Here is a 20,433-nt window from a genome sequence, read left to right on the forward strand (position 1 = left end):
TGCTCGTCGGCCGGAATCAGAAGTTGCCGAGTCCGCCGCAGACGTTGAGCGCCTGCGCGGTGATGGAGGCGGCCAGATCGGACGCCAGGTAGCCGACCAGGCCGGCCACCTCTTCGGGGGTGGAGTAGCGGCCGAGCGGGATCTTGGCCTGGAACTTGGTGAGGATCGCGTCCTCGGTGGTGTCGTAGGCCGCGGCGTAACCGGACCGAACCCGTTGCGCCATCGGCGTTTCCACATAGCCGGGGCAGACGGCGTTGACCGTGATGCCGGTCGGTGCCAGCTCGTTGCCCAGCGCCTTGGTGAACCCGACGACGCCGTGCTTGGATGCCGAGTACGGCGCCCCGAGCACTACGCCCTGTTTGCCCGCCGTGGAGGCGATGTTGATGATGCGGCCGCGCTGCTTGTCTCGCATGCCGCCGGTGGTGAGCACCTCGCGACTGGCCAGGAACACACTGTTGAGGTTGGTCGCGATCACGTCGGACCACAGTTCCTCGGTGAGGTCGGCGGTGACGCCGCCGCCGGAGCGGCCCGCGTTGTTGACCAGCACGTCCACCGGGCCGTACCGGTCGACCGCGGCCCGCACGAACGCCGAGATGTCCTCGGCCGCACGGACATCGGCGGTGGTGCCGTCCACATCGAAGCCCTCGCCCCGCAATTGGGCGACGGTGTCGGCGACGGCTTCCTTGTTGCGTGCGCACAGGAACACCCGGTGTCCCTGCCCGGCCAGCTGACGGGCCGAGGCCAGTCCGATGCCGCTGGTGGCGCCGGTGACCAGGGCCACCTTGTCGTCGTTGGTCATGTCTGTACTCCTGTCGGTCAGTCGGTGTCGCGCTCAGCTGGGCTGTGGCGCTTCGAGCAGTTGCTCGTTGACCAGGTCGACCAGCGCGCGCGGCGTGGTCACGGCGACGACGGCGTCGTCATCGAGGGTCACGCCGAATTCGCGCTTGATCCGGCCGGTGGTCTCGAGCAGTGCCAGCGACTCGTAGCCGAGGTCTTCGAACTCGATATCGGCGAATTCGCCGTCGAGGCCGGGGCTGTCGCCGCTGCCTTCTCGCAGGATGCGGCGCAGATCGTCGAGTGTGAACGGTGTCGACACGGGCTTTCCTTTCCTCAGGGGCGAACGTGTTCGGGGCCGCGCACGACCATGGCGGAGTTGAACCCGCCCGCACCGCGGGCGAGCACGAGCGCGGTCCGCACGGGTGCGGGCCTGGCCTCGGTGACCAGATCGAGCTGGTAGCCGGCGGCGAGATCGGTACCGATGGTCGGCGGGATCACGCCGTCGCGGATCGACAGGAACGCGGCGGCCAGATCCAGCGGCGCCGCACCCGAATAGAGCCGTCCCGTCATGGTTTTCGGTGCGGTCACCGGCACGGCGCGCGCACCGAACACCGCGACCAGGGCGTCGACCTCGATCCGGTCGAGTTCGGCGATCCCCGCGGCGTCGGCGAAGACGACATCGATCTCGGCGGGCGTGATCCCCGCATCGCCGAGGGCGAGTTCGATCGCCCTGCGCAATCCGGGCTCACCCGGACCGTCGGGACGCGGGTCGACGGTCGCCGCGTGCCCGGCGATCTCGCCGTAGATCTGCGGCGCATCGCGCCCTCTGGCGTGCTCGGCGTCTTCGAGGACCAGCAGCGCGCCACCCTCACCGGGGACGTAGCCGCCCGCTTGCGCGTCGAACGGCAGGTAGGCACGGTCCGGGTCGGTGACGGTGCTCAGTCCGCCGCCCGCCAGTTGCGCCACCCAGCCCCACGGGCAGATCGAGGCGTCGACCGCGCCGGTCACCACCAGCGAGGTACCGCGCCGGATCTGCCTGCGCGCCTGGGCCACCGCGTCCAGCCCACCGGCCTGGTCGCTGACCACCACGCTGCTGGGCCCGCGCAGGCCGTTGCGAATGGAGATCTGTCCGCTGTTGACCGCGTAGAACCAGGCGAAGGACTGGTAGGCGCTCACGTACTCGCCGCCCTTGCTCCACAGCGCGCGTAGTTCGTTCTGCCCGAACTCGAACCCGCCCGAACTGCTGGCGGTGATCACGCCCGCGGCGTAGTCGGGCAGTTCGCCGGGTCGCACGCCTGCGTCGGCGAAAGCCCAGTCCGCGCTCACCAGAGCCAGCCGCGTCATCCGGTCGGTCTGTGGCAACAGCCTGCCCGGCAGATGCTCCTCGGCCTCGAATCCGGTGATCTCCCCGGCCAATTGCGCGGGATAGGACTCGGGGTCGAACCGGGTGACCCGGCGGATCCCGGATTGCCCGGCCAACGTGGTACGCCAATACTCTTCCAGGCCCAGACCGGTCGGCGCGGCGACGCCGAGCCCGGTCACCACCGCGGCGGTCATCGCCGGCTCCGGAAGGGATCGGCGAGCACGACCGCGCTCTGGAACCCACCGAACCCGCTGCCCACCGACAGCACCACGTCGACCTGGTGATCGCGCGCGGTCAGTGGGACATAGTCCAGATCGCATTCGGGATCGGGGTTGTGCAGGTTCGCCGTGGGCGGCACCACATTGTTGACCAGCGCCAGCACCGAGGCGGCGATCTCGATCGACCCGATCGCGCCGAGCGAATGCCCGACCATCGACTTGATCGAGCTCATCGGCGTGCGGTACGCGTGATCGCCGAGAACGCGCTTGACCGCGGCGGTCTCGTGCCGGTCGTTCTGTTTGGTGCCGGAGCCGTGCGCGTTGATGTAGTCGATCGCGGTGCCGTCGATCCGCGCCTGGTCGAGGGCGGTGCGGATCGCCTCGGCCATCTCCTTGCCGTCCGGGCGCAAGCCGGTCATGTGGAAGGCATTGGAACGGGTGGCGTGTCCGGCCAGCTCGGCGTAGATCGTCGCGCCGCGTGTGCGCGCGCTCTCCAGTTCCTCGAGCACGAACACCGCCGCGCCCTCACCGAGGACGAAGCCGTTGCGGCTGGCGTCGAAGGGCCGCGAGGCGTGCGCGGGATCGTCGTTGCGCGGGGTGGTCGCCTTGATCGCGTCGAAGCAGGCCACCGTGATCGGGCTGATCGGGGCATCGGTCGCGCCCGCGATCATCACGTCCGCGCCGCCTTCGCGCAGCACTTCCGCGGCGTAGCCGACCGCGTCCAGACCGGAAGTGCACCCGGTGGACACCACGGTCGACGGTCCCTGCGCGCCGACCGCCCAGGCCACTTCGGTCGCGAACGAACTCGGGACGAAGTAGTTGTAGAGATGCGGCACCGCGTAGTTGTGATCGACCAGTTCCAGCCGCCCACCATCACTGACGGTGCGGTACTCCTCATCGAGGCCCATCGTGGCGCCCACCGCGCTGCCGATCGTGACGCCGGTCCGGAACGGGTCGATATCGTCGAACTCGAGCCCGCTGTCGGCGACCGCCTCGCGGGCACTGACCACCGCCAGCTGCGCCGCCCGGTCCATCCGCCGGATCTCCTGCGGGGTCAGGCCGTGTAGTTCGGGGTCGAAGTCGATCTCGGCGGCCACCTGGGACCGGAACGGCGCCGGATCGAACAGCGAGATCCGTCCGGTCGCGGTGCGGCCGTTGGAGATCAGGTCCCAGAAGCTCTTCGTTCCCACTCCGCCGGGGGCGGACACACCGACGCCGGTGATCACCACGCGACGTTCGGGCGCGCTCATCGCGCGTTCCAGTCGTAGAAGCGGTGCGCCATCGCATCGGCCGGTGAGCGCCAGGTCTTCGGGTCGTAGGCCTCGATGAAAGGCTTGAGATCCTGGCTGATGCGCACGAAGCGGTCGTCGGTCTTGGCGTCCTCGATCCGTTCGCCGCCGTTGTCGTCGTCGAAGTCCTGCAGGTGGAAGTACAAGCCGCGGTAGTGGAAGAGCTGGCGGCGGCGCGTGCCCATCCGGTGCGGCAGCTCGGTGGTGTCGAATTCCCGGAACAGTCCGGCGACATCGCCCGCGGACGCGAGGTCCATGCGGGCCACGATCAGTGTGCTGAACATTGACTTCCCCTTCTCTCGGATGTTCATCGGGCCGGCCCGAACCAGCGGTCCAGGGCGGTCGGTAGGTCGTCGTGGGTGCCGGGGGCGGCCCAGGCCACATGGCCGTCGGGCCGCACCAGCAGCGCGGTGGTGCGCGCGTCGGCGTCGATGGGTTCGGTCGCCGTCGCGGTGACCACGTCGATGCGGTCGGTCCACGGCTGGGCGCGGTGGCGCAGCGCCGGGTTGTCGGTGAGGTCGAGCAGAACGCCACGGCCCGGCCGCAGCAGGGCGGCGGTGTCGGTGGCGTGCGCGCCGCGCGCGACCCCGCGCCGTGGCAGCCGCGCACCCAGCAGCGGATGGGACCCGCCGCCCACGTCGTAGCGGATGTCGAGTCCGGTCACCCTGGCCGCGAGGTGCCGTTCCACCTCTGGATAGGCGACGAGTTCGCGCAGCACCTCACGCAGTGGCCCGACCTCCTCGCCGCCGAGGATGAACAGGCTCTGCGCCTTGGTGTTGGCCAGCAACCGCTGTCCGACCGGGTGACGTTCCCCGTGGTAGGTGTCGAGCAGGGTGGCCGGTGCCCTGCCGCGGCTCACCGCGGCGAGTTTCCAGCCGAGGTTCACCGCGTCCTGGATGCCGGTGTTCATCCCCTGCCCGCCCGCGGGCAGGTGCACGTGCGCCGCGTCGCCCGCGAGCAGCACCCGCCCCCTCCGGTATTCGGTGACCAGACGCGCGGCGTCACCGAAGGCGCTCACCCAGACCGGTTCCGCGTGCGAGATGTCGACGTCGGTCAGCCGCTTCCACACGTCGGCGACCTCGGCGAAATCCGGTGGGCCGGTGCGCCGCCGGGGTGCGGCGCCGCGTTCGCCGACGATGATCCGGTAGGCGCCGCCGGGCAGCGGGGCACTCATCACCATGCCGCCGGATACCTGCTGGCCGATCATGCGCGGCGCGATCTCCACCCCGCGGACGTCGGCGAGCAGCAGTTCGGTGGTGGCCGGGGTGCCGGGGAAGTCGAACCCGGCGGCCTTGCGCACCACGCTGCGGCCGCCGTCGGCACCGACGAGATAGCCGGCACGCAACGGCGCGTGCTCCGCGAAGTGCACGGTGACGCCGTCGGCGTCGCTGTCGAGCCCGACGACTTCGTGTCCGCGCCGGATGTCGGCGCCCAGCTCACGCGCCCAGCCCTCCAACACCGCTTCGGTCCTCGACTGGGGCACGACGCGTGGCGCTTGCAGCGGTGCGCCGAGGACCGTGAGGTCGAGCGGGATACCGCCGAAATGCCCCGCCGAACCGGTCTCCACCGCGCCGAAGCGGCCGAGCAGTCCACGCTGGTCGAGCACTTCGGTGGTGCGCAGGGTCAACCCGATACCGCGCGATTCCCCGGTGCGCGCGGGCAGCCGGTCGACGACGATCACGTCGACGCCCGCCAGTCGCAGTTCCCCGGCCAGTGTCAGCCCGGTCGGTCCCGCGCCTGCCACGATGACAGCAGCGTTCATGGTTACCTCCTGAATCCCGTTCATGCCGCATGACTTCCGGAGTCGTCGAGACGGCACACAGTGGTGCCGGAGCTCACCGTCGTGCCGACGGTGGCGGTCAGTTCGCGCACGATGCCCGCGCGGTGCGCGGTGAGCGGCTGTTCCATCTTCATGGCCTCGATGACGGCGACGAGGTCACCGGAATCGACCCATTGCCCCTCTGCCACAGCGATTTTCACGACAGTTCCCTGCATCGGCGCCACCAGCGCGTCCGAGGTGGCACCGCCACGTCCACCGCGTCCGGCGCGGGTGCTCCGTCGCGGCGCCACGAGACCGGTTCCGATCCGGTCGGGCGCGGGCAGCGACACCTCGACCCGCCGGCCGCTGATCTCCACGACCACGGTCTCGCGCTGGGGTTCGGGCGAGGTTTCCCCCGCGATGTCCTGCGCGGGGATCCGGTTGTCGAAGTCGGTCTCGATCCAGCGGGTGTGCACGGTGAACGGCGCGCCGGTGAAGGCCGGGTCGTCGAGTACCGCGCGGTGGAACGGCAGCGTCGTCGCGACCCCGTCCACGGCGAGCTCGGCGAGCACCCGGCGCGACCGCGCCAGCGCTTGATCACGGTCGGCGCCGGTGACGATCACCTTGGCCAGCAACGAGTCCCATGCGGGGCCGATCACCGATCCCTGCTCCACGCCGGTGTCGACCCGCACCCCCGGACCCGAGGGCGCGGTGAACTTCGTGACCGTGCCCGGCGCGGGCAGGAAGCCGCGCCCCGGGTCCTCGGCGTTGATGCGGAACTCCACCGCGTGGCCGCGCGCCGGTGGATCGTCGTAGCCCAGCGGTTCACCGCGGGCGATCCGGAACATCTCCCGTACCAGATCGAGCCCGGTCACTTCCTCGCTCACGGGATGTTCGACTTGCAGCCGGGTGTTCACCTCGAGAAACGACAGCGTCCCATCGCCGCCGATCAGGAATTCGCAGGTGCCCGCGCCCACGTACCCCGCCTGGGACAGGATCGCCTTCGAGGCCCGGTACAGCTCGTCACGCTGGGCATCGGTGAGGAACGGCGCCGGCGCCTCCTCCACCAGCTTCTGGTGACGACGCTGCAACGAGCAATCCCTCGTCGACACCACCACCACGTGCCCGAAAGCATCGGCGAGGCACTGGGTTTCGACGTGACGCGGCTGCTCGAGGTAGCGCTCCACGAAGCACTCCCCGCGCCCGAAGGCGGCGGTGGCCTCACGCACGGCGGCGTCGAACAGTTCGGCGATCTCCGCGCGGTCGCGCACCACCCGCAATCCGCGACCGCCGCCGCCGTGCGCGGCTTTGATCGCGATCGGCAGTCCGTGCCGGTCCGCGAAGGCGACCGCTTCGGCCGCACCGGCGATCGGATCCCGTGTGCCCGGTACCAGCGGTGCACCGACCGCCTCGGCGATCCGCCGGGCCGACACTTTGTCACCCAGCGCACGGATCGCCGCGGGCGGCGGGCCGATCCAGATGAGACCGGCGTCGAGTACCGCCTGCGCGAAATCGGCGTCCTCGGACAGGAACCCGTAGCCGGGGTGCACCGCGTCCGCTCCGGCGGCGGCCGCGGCGCGCAGCAGTTTCGCGGCGTCGAGGTAGCTGGTCGCCGGTGTGTCCCCGCCCAGCGCGTACGCCTCGTCGGCGAGGCGCACATGCGGTGCGTCCCGGTCGGGCTCGGCGTAGACCGCCACTGCGGCCAATCCTTCGTCGCGGCACGCGCGCACGACGCGGACCGCGATCTCGCCCCGATTGGCGATGAGTACCTTGCGCATGGTCGCTGCTTTCCGTCGCTTCGTCACGGTCACAGGTAGACGGTGTTGGGCGGCAGGCCGACCAGCGAACGGCCGTACAGTTCGATGTTCACGCTGGGCGTGATCATCGCGTGCAGCGAGGTCGCGTGGACGTCGCGCTGCAATCGCGCGATCGGCACGTCGCGCTGGATCGACGAGCCGCCACTGGCCTGTGCCAGGATCTCCACCGCGGCCTTGGCCTGGTGGGCCACCCAGCCGATCTGCACCCGCGACCAGACGCGTTCCTGTTCGGTCCACGCCTCGTTCGCCGCGGCTTTCGCGTCGATCACGTCGGCGAACGTGCGTGCCCGTGCCTCGGCGTCCTCGATCAGCAGGGCTGCCTCCCCGACCTGCAGATGGGTGACCGGGGCGTCGAGCTGGCTGGGGTAGTCGGTGTAGGTGATGGGCCGACCGGGCAGCCGTTCGACGAACGCCGCCAGCGCCGCCCGCGCCGCGCCGACCAGCTGACCGGTCTGGATCGCGGTGACGGGCACCAGTACCGGCGCCGCGTACTGCGGCTTGAGCACGTTCACCGCCGACTTGGACCGGTTCAGGTAGAAGTCCTCGCCGGTGATCACCCGGTGCTCGGGCACGAAGACGTTCTCGGCCACCGTCGAGACGCTGCCGGAGCCCTCCAGCCCGGAGGTGTACCAGTCGTCGACGATTCGCAGATCAGCCGTCGGCACCAGGGCGAAGATCGGCACCGGCGCGGCGCCGGGCTCGGTCGGCAGCGCCACGGTGACTTTCCAGTGTGCGTGCAGCACACCGCTGTTGAAGCGCCACGTGCCGTTGAGCACCCAACCGCCCTCGACCTTCGTCGCGGTACCGGTGGGGGCGGTCGTGCCCGAGATCCGCACGTTCGGTGTCGCGAAGACCTCGTCGAGCGCGGCGTCGGGCCACAGCGCCGACATCCAGGTGAGCGAGGCGTAGATCGACAGGCAGAACGCCACCGAGGTGTTGCCGCGGGCGACCTCGGCGAGCACGTCCACGAAATCCCGGGTGTTGGATTCGTAGCCGCCGTACTGCGCGGGAACCTGCATGTTCAGCAGCGAGGATTCCTCGATCGCGTCGATGACATCGTCGGGCAGGCGGCGGTTCTCGTCGATCCACCGAGCCCGCGAACGCAATAACGGCGCCAGCTTCGTGGCCCGCTCGACGAGTTCCTCACGGGACGGATTGGTAGACATGGTCGATTCCTCTCGCCGAATATCGTGAATACCGAAGCGGTATCGGAGAAGTTCGAGAATTATTCGGCGACAACGCTGCTCACCGATCACCGAAAATCTCCCACAGAATTCGGCGACGATTCAAGAGCTGCGGAACGACTCTACGGTCGACCCGTAGGTTCTCCCCGGGGAAACCACAGGATCGTCACCAGGGCAACGCCTTCGGAACCGACGGCACACGCACAAAAGACGGCAGTCGTGCGGAACACGACTGCCGTCCGGGTAATTCGACTACCGGAAACTACCTCACGCGCACTCCCGCGCATTCATTACCCCGGCCAGTTGACGCCGGCCCGCGATACCGAGTTTCCGGTACACATTGGACAGGTGGAACTCGACAGTACGCACCGTCAGGAACAACTGTTCGGCGATTTCCTTGTTGCTGAGCCCGCGCACCGCGAGGCCGGCGATCTTGCGCTCCTGTCTGGTCAAGCCGGTCTCTCGGTGCTGACTGTCCAGTGCGCCCAGGACCGAGTCCGCACGCTGCAGTACGGGGCTGTTGCCGGCGGCGGCCGCGAGCTCGGTGGCCGCGGTGACCGCCCACCGCGATCGCTCCGCGTCGCCCTCGACCGCGTGCAGCTGCCCCAGATCACACAGTGCGCCCATCAGCTCGTAGCGTGCTTCAGCGAGTTCGAGCAGCTCCACGGCACGTTCGAGCGCGCTCACCGACCGACTGTTGCGCCGCGCCATGCCGACCGCGTGCAAAGCCCGTCCCACCGCCCCCGGTGAGCCCCAGCGCCGGGCTGCCGCGAGCTCGTCGTCGGCCAGTGCCCCCGCGAGATCGCAGCGGCCGAGTGCGGCCGCCACCAGCGCGGCGCGCGAGCGCCACGGAATGATCGCCGGATTGGCCACATTCAGCGCGGTCAACACCTTTCCGCAGGCCAGATAGTCCGCCAGGCTGCGCTCGAGATCGCCTTCGGCACGATGCAGCGCACCACGGGCGGCGAGTACGTGGGCGTGGTCGGGCATCGCGTCCACCGCGCTCATCCGGTCCTCGAACAGGCACCGCGCACTGCTCAGATCGCCGACCTGAACCAGCGCCTCGACGAGCCAGGCCAGCGCGATGCCGCGCAGCGCGGGTGAGACACCGCGACGCAGTAGCGGTTCCATCGCCGCGATCGCCGCGGCGGGGCGACCGGCTTGCGCGTCGATTCTGGCGCGAATGAGCGTGAGCGCTTCGAAGAGGCGAAACGGGATCTCGCCGCGTCCGGCGGACAGCAACCGGGTGCAGTACGCCGCGGCCTCCGCACATCGGTCCGCGTAGACCAGGGACAGCAGAGCCAGCCACAGACACCCCGGGTCCGGCTCGTCGGATTCGGCGTCGAGCACGAGTTCCGATCGCCGGACGATGGTCTCGCGGTCCAGGACTCCGCAGTGCACGAAAAGCATGTTCTGCACGCCGCCGCACAGGGTGTCGGCATCGCCGAAACGGAGGCGGGCCTCGGCGCGACCGACACCGGACAGATATTCGATCTTGTCGGTGAGCCGGGAGTCTCGGCGTTCACACCACGTCGATTCCGCGTGACCACATCTCACCGGCGCGACGCACCCAGAGCTCCGGGATGTTTTGATCGACAATACTTTCTGACGATCCGACATAACATTCATTACGCTCGGGGGCGATACGCCTTCCGAACGGGACACAGGATGATTGGTCATGAAGTCTCCCTGGTGCAGCGAGCCGAGCTTCCACGACCACGCCGTCGAAGGCCGCGAAAGTCCCCCCGGATGTCAAAGTACCAGCGACACAGCGCAATTCAGAGTGATGTTCAACATATGAATACGATGATCTTATCTCTTGCAGATCACATCGTGAATTACACACTTGCACAGGCCATTACCGGAACAGTATCGAGTATTGCCGAGGCACGGAATGTGATGGTAATCGTGCGCGCAGTGGGGGGATGTCACCGAGAGGCCTTGGCACAGACCTCGGACCGGGGCTCGCCCACGACCCGGCGCGACTGGAGCCGGGCGAGTAGCCTCCTCGTCTCGTCGAACAGTCTCGATGATCAACGGTAACGGCATAGTTCAGCGATGTCATCTCGGAAGACCAGCGAACTGTATCCACGAGTTCAACCGGCCGGCCCGAGACGACCCGGGTTTCGTTCACGCAGATCGGTGGTCTGGTGCGGGCCCGGCGTGCTCGCTAGATTCGGAATGCAGTGCCCACCAGCGTAATCGGAGGTCCACATGGGGCAGAACGTCCCCCACACGGTGTCCGTCTCCTGGCTCCGTGACCATCAGGGCGAGCCCGGCCTGCTGGTCGTGGACGCGAGCACCGAATTCACGGCGCTCGATGACGGATCCTTCACGCTCGAGCCGGGGCGGACCGCGTACGCGGCGGCCCACCTCCCGGGCGCCGTGTTCGCCGATCTGCTCACCGACTTCGCCGATCCCGCCTCCGATCAGCCCTGCACCGCACCGGAATCAGAGCGCTTCGCATCTGCGGCCGGCGCGATCGGCATCGGCCACGGGGTGCGCGTCGTCGTCTACGACCAGCACGACGGAATCTGGGCCACCCGCTTCTGGTGGCACTTGCGCCTGGAGGGTTTCGACGACGTCGCGGTCCTCGACGGCGGCCTTGCCGCATGGCGGGCGGCGGGTGCCGAGATTTCGGATTCCCCGGTGACGCCCACACCGGCCACCTTCACCGCCCGCCGCCGCCCCGGCCTCATCCGGTCCACCGACGAGGTCGAGGCGGCGATCGCCGACGACAAGTTCCGGCTCGTGGGCGTCCTCGACGCCGCGACCTATCGCGGCGAGACAGGCGTTTTCGCCCGGCCCGGCCACATCCCGGGAAGCATCAACCTGCCGATCGACCGGATCCGCGATCCGGAGACCGGCGCACTGCGCCCCATCGAGGAACTGCGGGCATTGTTCGCCGCCGCGGGTCTGCTCGATCCGGCGATCACGCCCGTCACCTACTGCGGTGGAGGTGTCGCGGCAACGGGGGTCGCCCACGCGTTGGCCCTCGTCGGGCGTGACGATGTCTCCGTCTACGACGGATCCCTGACCGCATGGACCGCCGACCCCGCGCTACCTCTGGTCGTCGGCGAGCAGCCCGGTTGATCCACCAGCTCCGGTCGATACCACCGGCTCAGCGGATTGCGCGCCGATTCAGAAAGCGCAGAACAGTCATGCGCGAACCTTGTGATTATCGCGTCGACACGAGGATTGAGTGACACGATCAGGCGCATGATTCGAATCGTCGGCGTTGTCCTATCCGCCGTGCTGATCATGTTGGTGGTGCTGGTCGGCAGCAGACGCCGTAAATTCGTCGGCGCTGCGACGAGTTCGCCGGAGCTGCGGGTAGCTGTGCCGACGACTCGGGCTTCTCCCCCACGGCTCACCGTCGAGCTGGTTCCGAAGACGAGGTGGGGAACCAACCTGCGGTCGGAGCTCTCCGCGAGGGAATGGAAGCGGCTTCGAGCAATCGTGTGCGAGGCGGCAGGCAACCGATGTGAGATCTGCGACGGTGCCGGGCGGCGGGCTCCGGATTGCAACGAGGTCTGGGAATACGATGACCAGCAGCAGATCCAGCGTTTGGTCCGGCTGGAGGCGCTGTGTGCGGCCTGCCACGCCGTCAAGCACATCGGCCGGGAGATCGCCGATGGCCGGGGAGAGCAGGCCCGCAGCCACCTGGCGGAGGTGAATGGTTGGACCCCGGCGCACACCGATCTCTATCTCGAGCAGCAGTTCGAGCAATGGCGTGCCCGCTCCGAGAAAGAGTGGACGTTCGATCTTGCCGCTCTTTCCCAGTATGGTCCTCCCCTACCGCCGTCGACCCGGAGGAAGCGTTGCGCGCGTTGCGACGAGCTCTTCCCCCCGGACCAGCTCACGGCCGTCGAAGTGAAGCGATTGCTCTGCGAGGGCTGCTTGCCGGACGAGTCGGCCGGCTCGAAATAGCGAGGTGGCCGACACCCGACGGGGCCTCTGACGTGATCTCGGCTCAGCGAGGTGTCGGGCACTGGCCTTCGTAGCGGCTCAAGCCGAGACCGTTGGCCTTCTTGCTGCGGCCCACGGGGCCGTTCTTGGCCGAGCGGACCCAGGTGCCACCGGTGTCGAGGACGGGCATGCGTTCGCTGAAAGCTCGGCTGTAGTGGATGGTGCCGTCGACGGTGAGGATGCCCTCGCGCACGTCGATGTGGGCGACCGTGGCCCAGAAGGAGCTCTTACCGTTGCCGATGACGACGGTGATCTGATCGGCATCCTTGTCGGGCAGGCCGTCGGGGCCAGGGCGGCCGTAGCGCACGCGCACGCGTGGGTTGCCGAATTTGTCGATGGCGCCCGCACCGTTGTCCACGGATTGGTAGACGTTGAGGAGCAGGTCGCCGTTCTCGGTGGGGCGGACGGTGACCTGTTCGGTGGCAGGAAGATTGTTGGCGCCGGGACCGCGGCTGTCGCCCTGGTGATGGATGAACGGCCACTGCGTGATGTCGCCCTGGTGGCCTTTCTCGCCGCTGAGGACCACGTAGTCGCCGGTGATCTCGTTGCGGCAGAAGAAGTACACGTCGAGGTCGCCTGTACCGAACTCGGTGACACGACCGTTCGCGTCGTATTTCGCACCGCGTCCGTCCCATTCGAGGCCGACGGTCAAGACGTAGCCCGGATCGCCCTTGCGTAGGTCGATCGTAGCGCGGCGATCCGGCGAATCCTTGGTCAGCACGACGTCGACTTTGCGCAGATCGACCGTGGGCGCCGGGGACGTAACACGCTGGGGTGCGGGCACTTCGGCCACCGGCGAAGACACTTCGGCCGGTTCTTCGTCCGCGTCGACGACGATGCCGTGATCGGTCGCGAACGCCGCCAGCCCGGCACTGTATCCCTGACCGATCGCGTCGAGCCGCCACCCACTGCCCCGCCGATACAGCGCGACAGCTTGCAACACCGTCTCCGAATCCAGTCCTGGCGGCACAAAACTCACCGATTGACTGGACCCGACAGCGGAAACCCGCAGCCCGGCGACCGCACCGAACCTAATCCCCTGCGCCTCGGTGCTCCCGGTGATCACCACCCGATGAATCTCGGCAGGCAAGGCCGAAAGATCTACCGCGACAACAGCATCGGACTCCAGCCGAACACCCGACGCGGCCGGATTGTTGAAGAACACGAAGTCGGCATCGGAACGCACCTTGCCGTCGGCGGTCAACAGCACCGCCGCGATGTCCACCGCCCCGGCCGGACTGTCCAGATCCAGGCGCACCGTATACCGCCCGTCGACGAGATCGGTCTTGGACCCTTTGGACACCTCGACCATCGTTGCCGCACTCCCACTCATGTTCCTGCCCCTCCACCGGTCGGCTGTGCCCCACGGTACCCGCAGAGCAGGACGGCGGGCGCGCGTTCAGCGACCGGCACGCAGCTGTAGCTATCTCCAAGCACAGCCGAAAAACTGTTGGATTCGGTCACAGATCGAGACGCAGCGGTAGCGGGGGTGGCGGGTGTGTCGTTGACTGGCGGGATGGACGTCCGTGAACTGATCGACCGTAAGGCGGGTCGTCGGGTCTCGGTGGTGGTGCCCGCGCTGGACGACGAGGACACCGTTGCCGGGGTGGTTGCTTCTGTTCGGCCGCTGCTCGGTGGCCTGGTCGACGAGTTGATCGTGCTCGATGCCGGATCCGCGGATCGCACCATCGCGCGGGCGCGGGTCGCCGGGGCCGAGGTCTATACGCGGGAAGAGGCTTTGCCGGGGGTGGCGGTGCGGCCGGGCAAAGGCGAGGCGCTGTGGCGGTCGATGGCGGTGTGTACCGGTGATCTGATCGTATTCCTCGACGCGGATCTCGTCGAACCCGATCCGATGTTCGTGCCCACCTTGCTCGCACCGTTGCTCGCCGACCCGCACACTGCCCTGGTGAAGGGCTACTATCGCAGGCCGATGACAGATGACGCCGACGGCGGTGGCCGGGTCACTCAGCTCGTGGCGCGTCCGCTGCTCACCGCGCTCGCGCCCGCGCTGGCCGAGATCATCCAGCCGCTCGGCGGCGAATGTGCCACCACACGGGCGTTTCTCGGGCAGATCTCCATCGCAGGCGGGTACGGCGCGGAGATCGGGATCCTGCTCGATTGCTGGCAGCGGCGCGGATTGTCGGCCATCGCCCAGGTCGACCTCGGGATCCGCGTGCACCGCAATCGTCCGACGCACGAACTCGCGGTGATGAGCCGCCAGGTCGTGGCGACGCTGCTCGACCGACTCGGCATCCGGGATTCCGGGATAGGTCTGGTCCAGTTCTTGCCCGGCGACACCGGCTGGCAGCGAACACCTTCCGAGGTCAGCCTGGCCGACCGGCCACCGATGTCGCGCCGTATCGCCGAGTACCGCGACATCGCCTGACACACGAAAACGCCGGCCCCCGTAGGGACCGGCGTCCACGCATCACACAGCGACGAGACCGAAATCGAGCTTCACCAATTGGTCGGCGCAATCGAAGTACCGGTCGTCGTGGGTGATCACGATGACCGTCTTACCTCGGCGCTTCAGATCGGTGAGGATCTCGTGATAGAACACGTCGCGGAACCGCGGTTCCTGATCGGCGGCCCATTCGTCGAAGACGTAGATCTGGCGGTCTTCGAGCAGGGCGGTGAGCAAGGCCAGCCGCTTGCGCTGCCCCTGCGACAGGTCGACGGTCGACAACCGCCCGTCCTGCACCGTTACCTTGTGCGCGATCTGCAACTCGTCGAGATAACGCTGGACTTCGGCGTCGATACCGGGGCGGTCGAAACCCAGGTAGTCCTCGAACAGATGGAAATCGGTGAACACCGCCGACGAATTCTGCCGATACCACTCGATGTTGTCGTGGTCGATCCTCTCCCCGTTGAGCGACAACGACCCCGAGCGTGGCACATACAGACCGGTGATGAGCTTGGCCAGCGTCGACTTGCCGCTGCCGTTGCCCCCGACGATGAACGTGATCTGGCCCGGTTCGAAAACCAGGTCGATCGGGCCGAGCCGGAACCCGGCGTCCTCGGACTCGTCGAGTCCGGGCGGCGGAGCCAGTGGGCGCACATCGACGCCACCGTGGTCGACCCAGTTCTTGCCGTTGACATCCACCGGACCGCCACCCGGATGGGCACCGGGGTGAGCCGGATGCGGATGCGGCGGCCTGCCGTCACCCTCGCGCGGCGGCATCCCGGGACGCGGCGGTGGCCCGCCCGGCCCGTGCGATCCCGGCGGCGGCGGCACCTGAGAGGGCGCCTCCGAACGATAGATGTAGCTGACGTTGGTCAGTTCCAGCTTGGCCTCCCCTGCCGCTGGACGCTCCGAATACGGCAGCGACTCCTCGTCGTGCAGCGTCGTCATCGACAGGTTCATCGCCCGGATCTTGGCCAACGCGACATCACCCCGCAGCAGATCGGGGATGCGGTGCATGAAGTTCTGCATCGGCATCGCCAGGAACGTGGTGACCAGCACGTAGCCGACCATCGTGTCACGCGGCAGATCCAGTGCGGCCGCGATGACGAACAGGATCAGCGCCATCGTGCCCAGCTGCAACGCCTGGCCGAAGCCTTGGGCGTAGGAGAACTTCGAGCCCGCGTCGGTGTTCTGGTCGCGCAGCGTGCCCGCCGAACCGAGCAGGTGCCGGTCCATGAAGTCACGGCGACGGCCACGGTGCAGCTTCAGTTCCTTGATGCCGAGGGTGACGGCCTGGAACGATCGCAGCAACGCGTCCTCGTTCTCCCTGGCTTCCCGGTAGATGCCGCGGACCCGCTTGAGAACCAGTTCGACACACGCGATGCCGATCAGCGTGCCGCCGACCGTGACCGCGAAAATCGGTCCCGAGACCACGGCGAGGAACACGAAGCAGCCGACAATGGTCGCAACATCCACGCAGATCGAGGGAATGGCGGTCACCGCCTGCGACAGCGAACGCACGTCCTCGGTGAGCGTGGCCATCAGGCGATGCATGCCGAGCCGTTCGAGGTGTTCCAGTGGGGCGGAGACGATTCCGGAGCTCATGTCGCTGCGCAGCCGGTAGATCGCGTCCTGGGACAGGCGAATCAGCAGAACCTGCGACAGCACACCGCTGACGAGGATCACCAGACCTGTCGCACCGAAGCGCAGCAGCAAATTGTCCGGCTGCGGACGCGGCGAGACGACCGCGTTGATCAGCGTCACCAGATAGGTGTTGGCGGCGCCGCAGATCAGGCCGGCGACGACGACGGCCGCGATCCGGGCCGGCGACAGCGCGGCGAGAAAACGGAGCAGATGCATAACCTTCGGCTCTCAGCTTCGGATGACATCGAACACGATGCCCTCGAGGGTGACACCCGGTGCGAACGAGAACGCCACACCGGTAGAGATCGGCGCCACTGTCTGTGCGTCGCGGATCATCCGCTCCAACACGAAGATCAGCGAAACACTGAGCATGTTGCCGTGCTCGGCGAGCACCTCCCAGCTCGGCGCCGCCAGCTCGGCGGGAATGCCGAGCGAACGCGCCGACTCCTCGATGATGCGGGGACCACCGGGATGGATCGCCCACAACTCGATATCGGACTTGGCGAGTCCGTTGCGCGCCAGCACTTCCGAGACCACCGGGTCGACACCGCGGTAGATGTAGTCGGGCAGGCTGGTCGCCAGTTCGCAGGTGATGCCCGCGTCCTTCACCCCGAGCACGATGCCGTCCTCGGCGTCGTCGAACAGGTGGCTGAAGCTGTCGCGGATCACGACGCTGCCGGGCGCCAGCGGCTTGTGCACCTGGTTGGCGCCGATCACCACCGCACCGCAGCCGTCACCGAAGAGGCTGTGGGTGATCACGTCGTTGACATCGTCGTCGAAAACGGCGTTGACCGAACTCAATTCGATGCACAGCACCATCGCCTTCTTGTCCGGGTGGGCCCGGACGTAGTCGACGGCGGCGCGGATGCCGTTCATGGCCGCGGCGCATCCCATGAAGTTGATGACCATCCGGCCGACCTTCGGCGACAGACCCAGCTGCTTGACCACGGCGACGTCGACGCCGGGGGCGATGAAGCCGGTGCTGGTCACGAAGATCAGCTGGCCGATGTCCTCGGCGGGGTTCTCCAGTCCGGCGACCGCGCGCGTGGCCACGTCGACCGCCAGCGGCACCGCGTGCTCGAAGAACAGGTTCATCCGCTCCCGGATGGTGCCCGGCTTGCGACTGAACTCGAGGAACTCGGGGTCGAGGGGGTCGATGGCCAGGCGCCGGGTGTCGATCCTGGTATTGGCGTAGATGCGTGGAATGCGCTGACGCTGTGCGGGATCAGAGAACAGTTCGGCGACCCGGCCCGCGTTGACGGCCTGATCGACGACGAGCGAGGGCGAACCGGTGGCCACCGCTTCGATGACGCCGACGGTCGTCGGCGGCGTGGGTGGTAGCAGGTCGTGCCCGCGCTCGACGTCGGGCGTGCGGAGCAGGTCAAAGGAAACAGACACGGGCACAAATCCTTTCGAGACAGATCAGAGGTGGCAACGGGCCGGGTCAGACGGTTCCGATGCCGGAGAAGCCCTGCGCGGTGTAGACGACACAGGTCTTCAGCGCTGATGGTGCGCAGTGTTCGCGCACGAAACCCCACCGGTTCTCCTCGGCCTCACGGGAGGGCGCGAGCAGATAGGTCCGGCACAGCTTGGGGAAACGATCTCCGAAGAAGCTCTTGGCAGGCAGCCACTCCACGCCGAACTTCGCGGCCTCCTCACGCACCACGTTCTCCGAGGCGATATTGGCGAACCCACTGCGCTGGAACGGAAGTACGTGATGAGCACGATGCGAGCTCAGCCCGGCCGAGAGGAAGCAGTCGACGTACTTGTTGCCGACCACGGTCAGGTCGTAGGCCTGCTCGAGCTGGTTCACCGCCCAGTCCTCGGTCTCGACGTGCAGTTCCTCGGTCGGGACCTCGAAGTCGTGGCTGGCCACCACCATGAAGGTGCTGATCCACAGGGTGATCACGAATTGCAGGCCCCAGGCGAGCAGATCGCCCGCGAAGGCGAAGGCCACGAACTCGGCCACCAGCAGGAACCGCATCCCGAACGAGCCGATGAAGTGCGGCAGCGCGCCGCGCCAGCTGCCGTACATGTCCTTGATGCCCACCTTGCGGGTGAGCCGGCAGACATCGAGGAGCCGAATGATCATGCCTGTCAACAGATGTCCGAACTTGTGCACGGTGTGCACCGGCACCCGGTACAGGCGCGGGATCTGCATCATCATCGTGAAGACGTTCTTCTTGATGTCGACTTCACTCTGGGTGTGCGGGTGGTGCAGCAGCGCGTGGCCGTCGGCGGTGACGAAAGACAGTGCGACATAGTTCATGTCGAAGGCATTGACCGCGTACTTGTTCAAGCCCTTCTGCGCGCGGTGGATCGCGTAGTGGCCGAAGCCCGCCAGCGAGCTACGCAGCAGCACCATCGCGATCACGAAGGCGGGCAACGGCATCCAGCTCGTGTCGTAGAGACGCAGCGCCTGCACAGCGATGTAGGCGAAGATCAGCACACCGACGACGATGTCGAACGCGCGGTCCATGCGCTTCAGTCGCGCGGCCAGCTCGGGCTCCTTGAGCCTGGCCTTCACCTGGTGCAGCAGATCGGACTTGTTGTCGAACTTGTACTTCGGAGTGTCGTCCCAGCTGTTGAACCCGTCCTTGAACAGGAAGTCGGGAGCGTTGTTCTTGGGATGGATGTCCTCGGGCGTGGCATCGCGACCGAGACTGTAACGCTCGATCATCCGCCCGATTTTTTCCGGATCACGGTGGTAGGAACCGATGATCGAGGTGATATCGCGATTTTTCGTGCGGCCGATGAAGAATTCACCACCTGGATGCTTGGAGATCCACTCACTCAGGTCGTAGGCTCTGCCGTTATAAACCCATACGTTGTTGACGGGAGGCCGACCCCCCGGGCCGGGTGGTGGCGGGAGCTCGCGCTCCGCTTCATCAGGTCGATCATCGATCGTCATTAGTTCTTCCTCCGTGTCCGATCGGCGTCCGATGCGTGTTGCCTGCCGACCAGCGTCCCGACACGTATAGTCCTTGTGGCGCCTTGCATCTCGCTGAACATTCTCTTATTGGATGCGTACTCGTGCGTTCGTGATTCGTTTACCGCAGGCGACACCCAGACGACACACCGGTCCGGGGCTGCGGAGGGCACTGCGTGCCAAGCTCCGCTGACCCCGGACCGGTGTGGTTGATCCGGAATTACCGGCGAATATCAGCCGGCGGGCTTGATGATGTTGACCGGCTTGGCCCAGTTCGACAGGCCGACGGTGACCTCGCCCTGGTCCTTCTTCACCACGGCGCGAACAAGATTCGGGCCGTCACCGGTGGACGCCGCGTCCGAGGGCTTGGTCGAATCGGAGGCGGGCGGGGCCGTGTCCTGGATCCACACGGTGATCGGCATGGTGCCCGCGTTCTGGCCGATGCGCGGCACGATCGGGTCGATCACGGCGGCGTCGATGGTGCCGGAGACCTTGACGGTGTTGATGCCGTCGATCACCTCACGACCCTCGGTCTTGGCGTTCTGGATATTGGCGATCACATTCGCGATGCCCTTGTCCTTGTCCAGGATGACGCCCGGATCGTAGACCTTCTCGGCCGGACCCGCCGGCACGTAGCGACCGCCGGCCTGGGTGTACAGAACCTTGTCCACCACAAGGAACTTCGCCTCGGTGAAGGAGGCTTCGGGGGTGAGCTTGACCTTCGCGTCGCCCATCGCCGCGCCCGAGCCCTGGGTCTCGTTGGTGACGTCGGCGGACACGGTTTCCACCGGCAGGTCGGGCAGGTTCTTGACGTTGATCTTCAGGTGCACGTTGTGCAGGGTCTGCGTGGTCTTCGCCGACTCCTTCACGATCTGCGCGCCATCCGGCAGCTGGCCGGTGGGCACCGGGCCCGCCGTGGTGGCCGAGTCGTCTTTGGTGCAGCCGGATACGAGGGCCGCGCAGACCGCCGCCGCCGCGACGACCGAAGTGATGCCGGAACGTCGCGCGAAGCGCCGACGCGAGGTGGGGTTCGGTGTCATGTGGATCAAGTTTCATCCCCTGGAGATGGTCGCAAATCGG

At 67.3% G+C, this 20,433-nt stretch carries 17 protein-coding genes; 3 read left to right on the plus strand and 14 right to left on the minus strand.

The genetic code is table 11. The features are described 5' to 3' along the window. Nucleotides 1-16 precede the first annotated feature (16 nt). The 9 genes from fabG to ACFWFP_RS08920 all read right to left on the minus strand — a co-directional run bounded on the left by fabG (nucleotide 17) and on the right by ACFWFP_RS08920 (nucleotide 9,964). Entirely contained in the window at nucleotides 17-799 is a 783-nt protein-coding gene (fabG, locus tag ACFWFP_RS08880) for a 3-oxoacyl-ACP reductase FabG (RefSeq protein ID WP_378629504.1), read from the minus strand. A 33-nt stretch (nucleotides 800-832) separates the two neighbouring features. Continuing rightward, a complete protein-coding gene (locus ACFWFP_RS08885; RefSeq protein WP_101469008.1) occupies nucleotides 833-1,096 on the minus strand; it encodes an acyl carrier protein in 264 nt (87 codons plus the stop codon). A 14-nt stretch (nucleotides 1,097-1,110) separates the two neighbouring features. Continuing rightward, nucleotides 1,111-2,334 carry a ketosynthase chain-length factor gene (locus tag ACFWFP_RS08890; RefSeq protein ID WP_379294145.1) on the minus strand — a complete coding sequence of 408 codons (1,224 nt, stop codon included), beginning with the start codon at nucleotides 2,332-2,334 and terminating at the stop codon, nucleotides 1,111-1,113. After that, nucleotides 2,331-3,608, minus strand: a complete 1,278-nt coding sequence (locus ACFWFP_RS08895) for a beta-ketoacyl-[acyl-carrier-protein] synthase family protein (RefSeq protein ID WP_379294146.1) — start codon at nucleotides 3,606-3,608, stop codon at nucleotides 2,331-2,333. Before ACFWFP_RS08895 ends, ACFWFP_RS08890 begins: the two co-directional genes overlap by 4 nt. Further along, nucleotides 3,605-3,931, minus strand: a complete 327-nt coding sequence (locus ACFWFP_RS08900; RefSeq protein WP_379294148.1) for a TcmI family type II polyketide cyclase — start codon at nucleotides 3,929-3,931, stop codon at nucleotides 3,605-3,607. The genes ACFWFP_RS08895 and ACFWFP_RS08900 overlap by 4 nt, the downstream gene beginning before the upstream one ends. Nucleotides 3,932-3,954: 23 nt before the next feature. Continuing rightward, nucleotides 3,955-5,409: an FAD-dependent monooxygenase gene (locus ACFWFP_RS08905; protein ID WP_379294149.1), complete on the minus strand. Its 1,455-nt coding sequence runs from the start codon at nucleotides 5,407-5,409 to the stop codon at nucleotides 3,955-3,957. A gap of 20 nt (nucleotides 5,410-5,429) precedes the next feature. Next, complete coding sequence (locus ACFWFP_RS08910; RefSeq protein ID WP_379295110.1) at nucleotides 5,430-7,184, minus strand: acetyl/propionyl/methylcrotonyl-CoA carboxylase subunit alpha; 1,755 nt, start codon at nucleotides 7,182-7,184, stop codon at nucleotides 5,430-5,432. Between the two features lie 29 nt (nucleotides 7,185-7,213). Further along, complete coding sequence (locus ACFWFP_RS08915; protein WP_379294150.1) at nucleotides 7,214-8,389, minus strand: acyl-CoA dehydrogenase family protein; 1,176 nt, start codon at nucleotides 8,387-8,389, stop codon at nucleotides 7,214-7,216. A gap of 285 nt (nucleotides 8,390-8,674) precedes the next feature. After that, a complete protein-coding gene (locus tag ACFWFP_RS08920) occupies nucleotides 8,675-9,964 on the minus strand; it encodes a LuxR C-terminal-related transcriptional regulator (RefSeq protein ID WP_379294151.1) in 1,290 nt (429 codons plus the stop codon). Nucleotides 9,965-10,621: 657 nt separating this feature from the next. On the opposite strand from ACFWFP_RS08920, the gene ACFWFP_RS08925 reads away from it, so the two are divergent. Together ACFWFP_RS08925 and ACFWFP_RS08930 are read left to right on the plus strand one after the other, a co-directional pair. Further along, on the plus strand, nucleotides 10,622-11,500 hold the full coding sequence (locus tag ACFWFP_RS08925; protein WP_379294152.1) for a sulfurtransferase: 879 nt from the start codon (nucleotides 10,622-10,624) through the stop codon (nucleotides 11,498-11,500). A gap of 126 nt (nucleotides 11,501-11,626) precedes the next feature. After that, complete coding sequence (locus tag ACFWFP_RS08930; protein WP_379294153.1) at nucleotides 11,627-12,337, plus strand: hypothetical protein; 711 nt, start codon at nucleotides 11,627-11,629, stop codon at nucleotides 12,335-12,337. 43 nt (nucleotides 12,338-12,380) lie between these two features. On the opposite strand, the gene ACFWFP_RS08935 is transcribed toward ACFWFP_RS08930, so the two are convergent. After that, a complete protein-coding gene (locus tag ACFWFP_RS08935) occupies nucleotides 12,381-13,709 on the minus strand; it encodes a TerD family protein (protein WP_379294154.1) in 1,329 nt (442 codons plus the stop codon). Between the two features lie 183 nt (nucleotides 13,710-13,892). On the opposite strand from ACFWFP_RS08935, the gene ACFWFP_RS08940 reads away from it, so the two are divergent. Continuing rightward, nucleotides 13,893-14,762: a glucosyl-3-phosphoglycerate synthase gene (locus tag ACFWFP_RS08940; RefSeq protein ID WP_379294155.1), complete on the plus strand. Its 870-nt coding sequence runs from the start codon at nucleotides 13,893-13,895 to the stop codon at nucleotides 14,760-14,762. Between the two features lie 42 nt (nucleotides 14,763-14,804). On the opposite strand, the gene ACFWFP_RS08945 is transcribed toward ACFWFP_RS08940, so the two are convergent. The 4 genes from ACFWFP_RS08945 to ACFWFP_RS08960 form a co-directional block, all read right to left on the minus strand. Next, the gene (locus tag ACFWFP_RS08945) at nucleotides 14,805-16,640 is read right to left on the minus strand and encodes an ATP-binding cassette domain-containing protein (protein ID WP_379294156.1); all 1,836 of its coding nucleotides are present in this window, start codon (nucleotides 16,638-16,640) and stop codon (nucleotides 14,805-14,807) included. 12 nt (nucleotides 16,641-16,652) lie between these two features. Beyond that, the gene (locus ACFWFP_RS08950) at nucleotides 16,653-17,822 is read right to left on the minus strand and encodes a type III polyketide synthase (protein ID WP_379294157.1); all 1,170 of its coding nucleotides are present in this window, start codon (nucleotides 17,820-17,822) and stop codon (nucleotides 16,653-16,655) included. A gap of 46 nt (nucleotides 17,823-17,868) precedes the next feature. Then, nucleotides 17,869-19,335: a fatty acid desaturase gene (locus tag ACFWFP_RS08955; protein ID WP_379294158.1), complete on the minus strand. Its 1,467-nt coding sequence runs from the start codon at nucleotides 19,333-19,335 to the stop codon at nucleotides 17,869-17,871. Nucleotides 19,336-19,586: 251 nt separating this feature from the next. Further along, complete coding sequence (locus ACFWFP_RS08960; RefSeq protein ID WP_379294159.1) at nucleotides 19,587-20,393, minus strand: LppX_LprAFG lipoprotein; 807 nt, start codon at nucleotides 20,391-20,393, stop codon at nucleotides 19,587-19,589. Between the last annotated feature and the right edge of the window lie 40 nt (nucleotides 20,394-20,433).

The organism is Nocardia sp. NPDC060249 (genome assembly GCF_042728755.1).
In the GTDB taxonomy this organism is placed as follows: Bacteria; Actinomycetota; Actinomycetes; order Mycobacteriales; family Mycobacteriaceae; genus Nocardia.

What these genes read in the sequence shown, in the direction of transcription:
- ACFWFP_RS08890 (WP_379294145.1), bottom strand. Translation starts at nt 2,334, where the DNA reads ATGACCGCCGCGGTGGTGACCGGGCTCGGCGTCGCCGCGCCGACCGGT.
- fabG (WP_378629504.1), bottom strand. Translation starts at nt 799, where the DNA reads ATGACCAACGACGACAAGGTGGCCCTGGTCACCGGCGCCACCAGCGGC.
- ACFWFP_RS08895 (WP_379294146.1), bottom strand. Translation starts at nt 3,608, where the DNA reads ATGAGCGCGCCCGAACGTCGCGTGGTGATCACCGGCGTCGGTGTGTCC.
- ACFWFP_RS08945 (WP_379294156.1), bottom strand. Translation starts at nt 16,640, where the DNA reads ATGCATCTGCTCCGTTTTCTCGCCGCGCTGTCGCCGGCCCGGATCGCG.
- ACFWFP_RS08905 (WP_379294149.1), bottom strand. Translation starts at nt 5,409, where the DNA reads ATGAACGCTGCTGTCATCGTGGCAGGCGCGGGACCGACCGGGCTGACA.
- ACFWFP_RS08930 (WP_379294153.1), top strand. Translation starts at nt 11,627, where the DNA reads ATGATTCGAATCGTCGGCGTTGTCCTATCCGCCGTGCTGATCATGTTG.
- ACFWFP_RS08925 (WP_379294152.1), top strand. Translation starts at nt 10,622, where the DNA reads ATGGGGCAGAACGTCCCCCACACGGTGTCCGTCTCCTGGCTCCGTGAC.
- ACFWFP_RS08940 (WP_379294155.1), top strand. Translation starts at nt 13,893, where the DNA reads ATGGACGTCCGTGAACTGATCGACCGTAAGGCGGGTCGTCGGGTCTCG.
- ACFWFP_RS08910 (WP_379295110.1), bottom strand. Translation starts at nt 7,184, where the DNA reads ATGCGCAAGGTACTCATCGCCAATCGGGGCGAGATCGCGGTCCGCGTC.
- ACFWFP_RS08955 (WP_379294158.1), bottom strand. Translation starts at nt 19,335, where the DNA reads ATGACGATCGATGATCGACCTGATGAAGCGGAGCGCGAGCTCCCGCCA.
- ACFWFP_RS08915 (WP_379294150.1), bottom strand. Translation starts at nt 8,389, where the DNA reads ATGTCTACCAATCCGTCCCGTGAGGAACTCGTCGAGCGGGCCACGAAG.
- ACFWFP_RS08935 (WP_379294154.1), bottom strand. Translation starts at nt 13,709, where the DNA reads ATGAGTGGGAGTGCGGCAACGATGGTCGAGGTGTCCAAAGGGTCCAAG.
- ACFWFP_RS08900 (WP_379294148.1), bottom strand. Translation starts at nt 3,931, where the DNA reads ATGTTCAGCACACTGATCGTGGCCCGCATGGACCTCGCGTCCGCGGGC.
- ACFWFP_RS08960 (WP_379294159.1), bottom strand. Translation starts at nt 20,393, where the DNA reads ATGACACCGAACCCCACCTCGCGTCGGCGCTTCGCGCGACGTTCCGGC.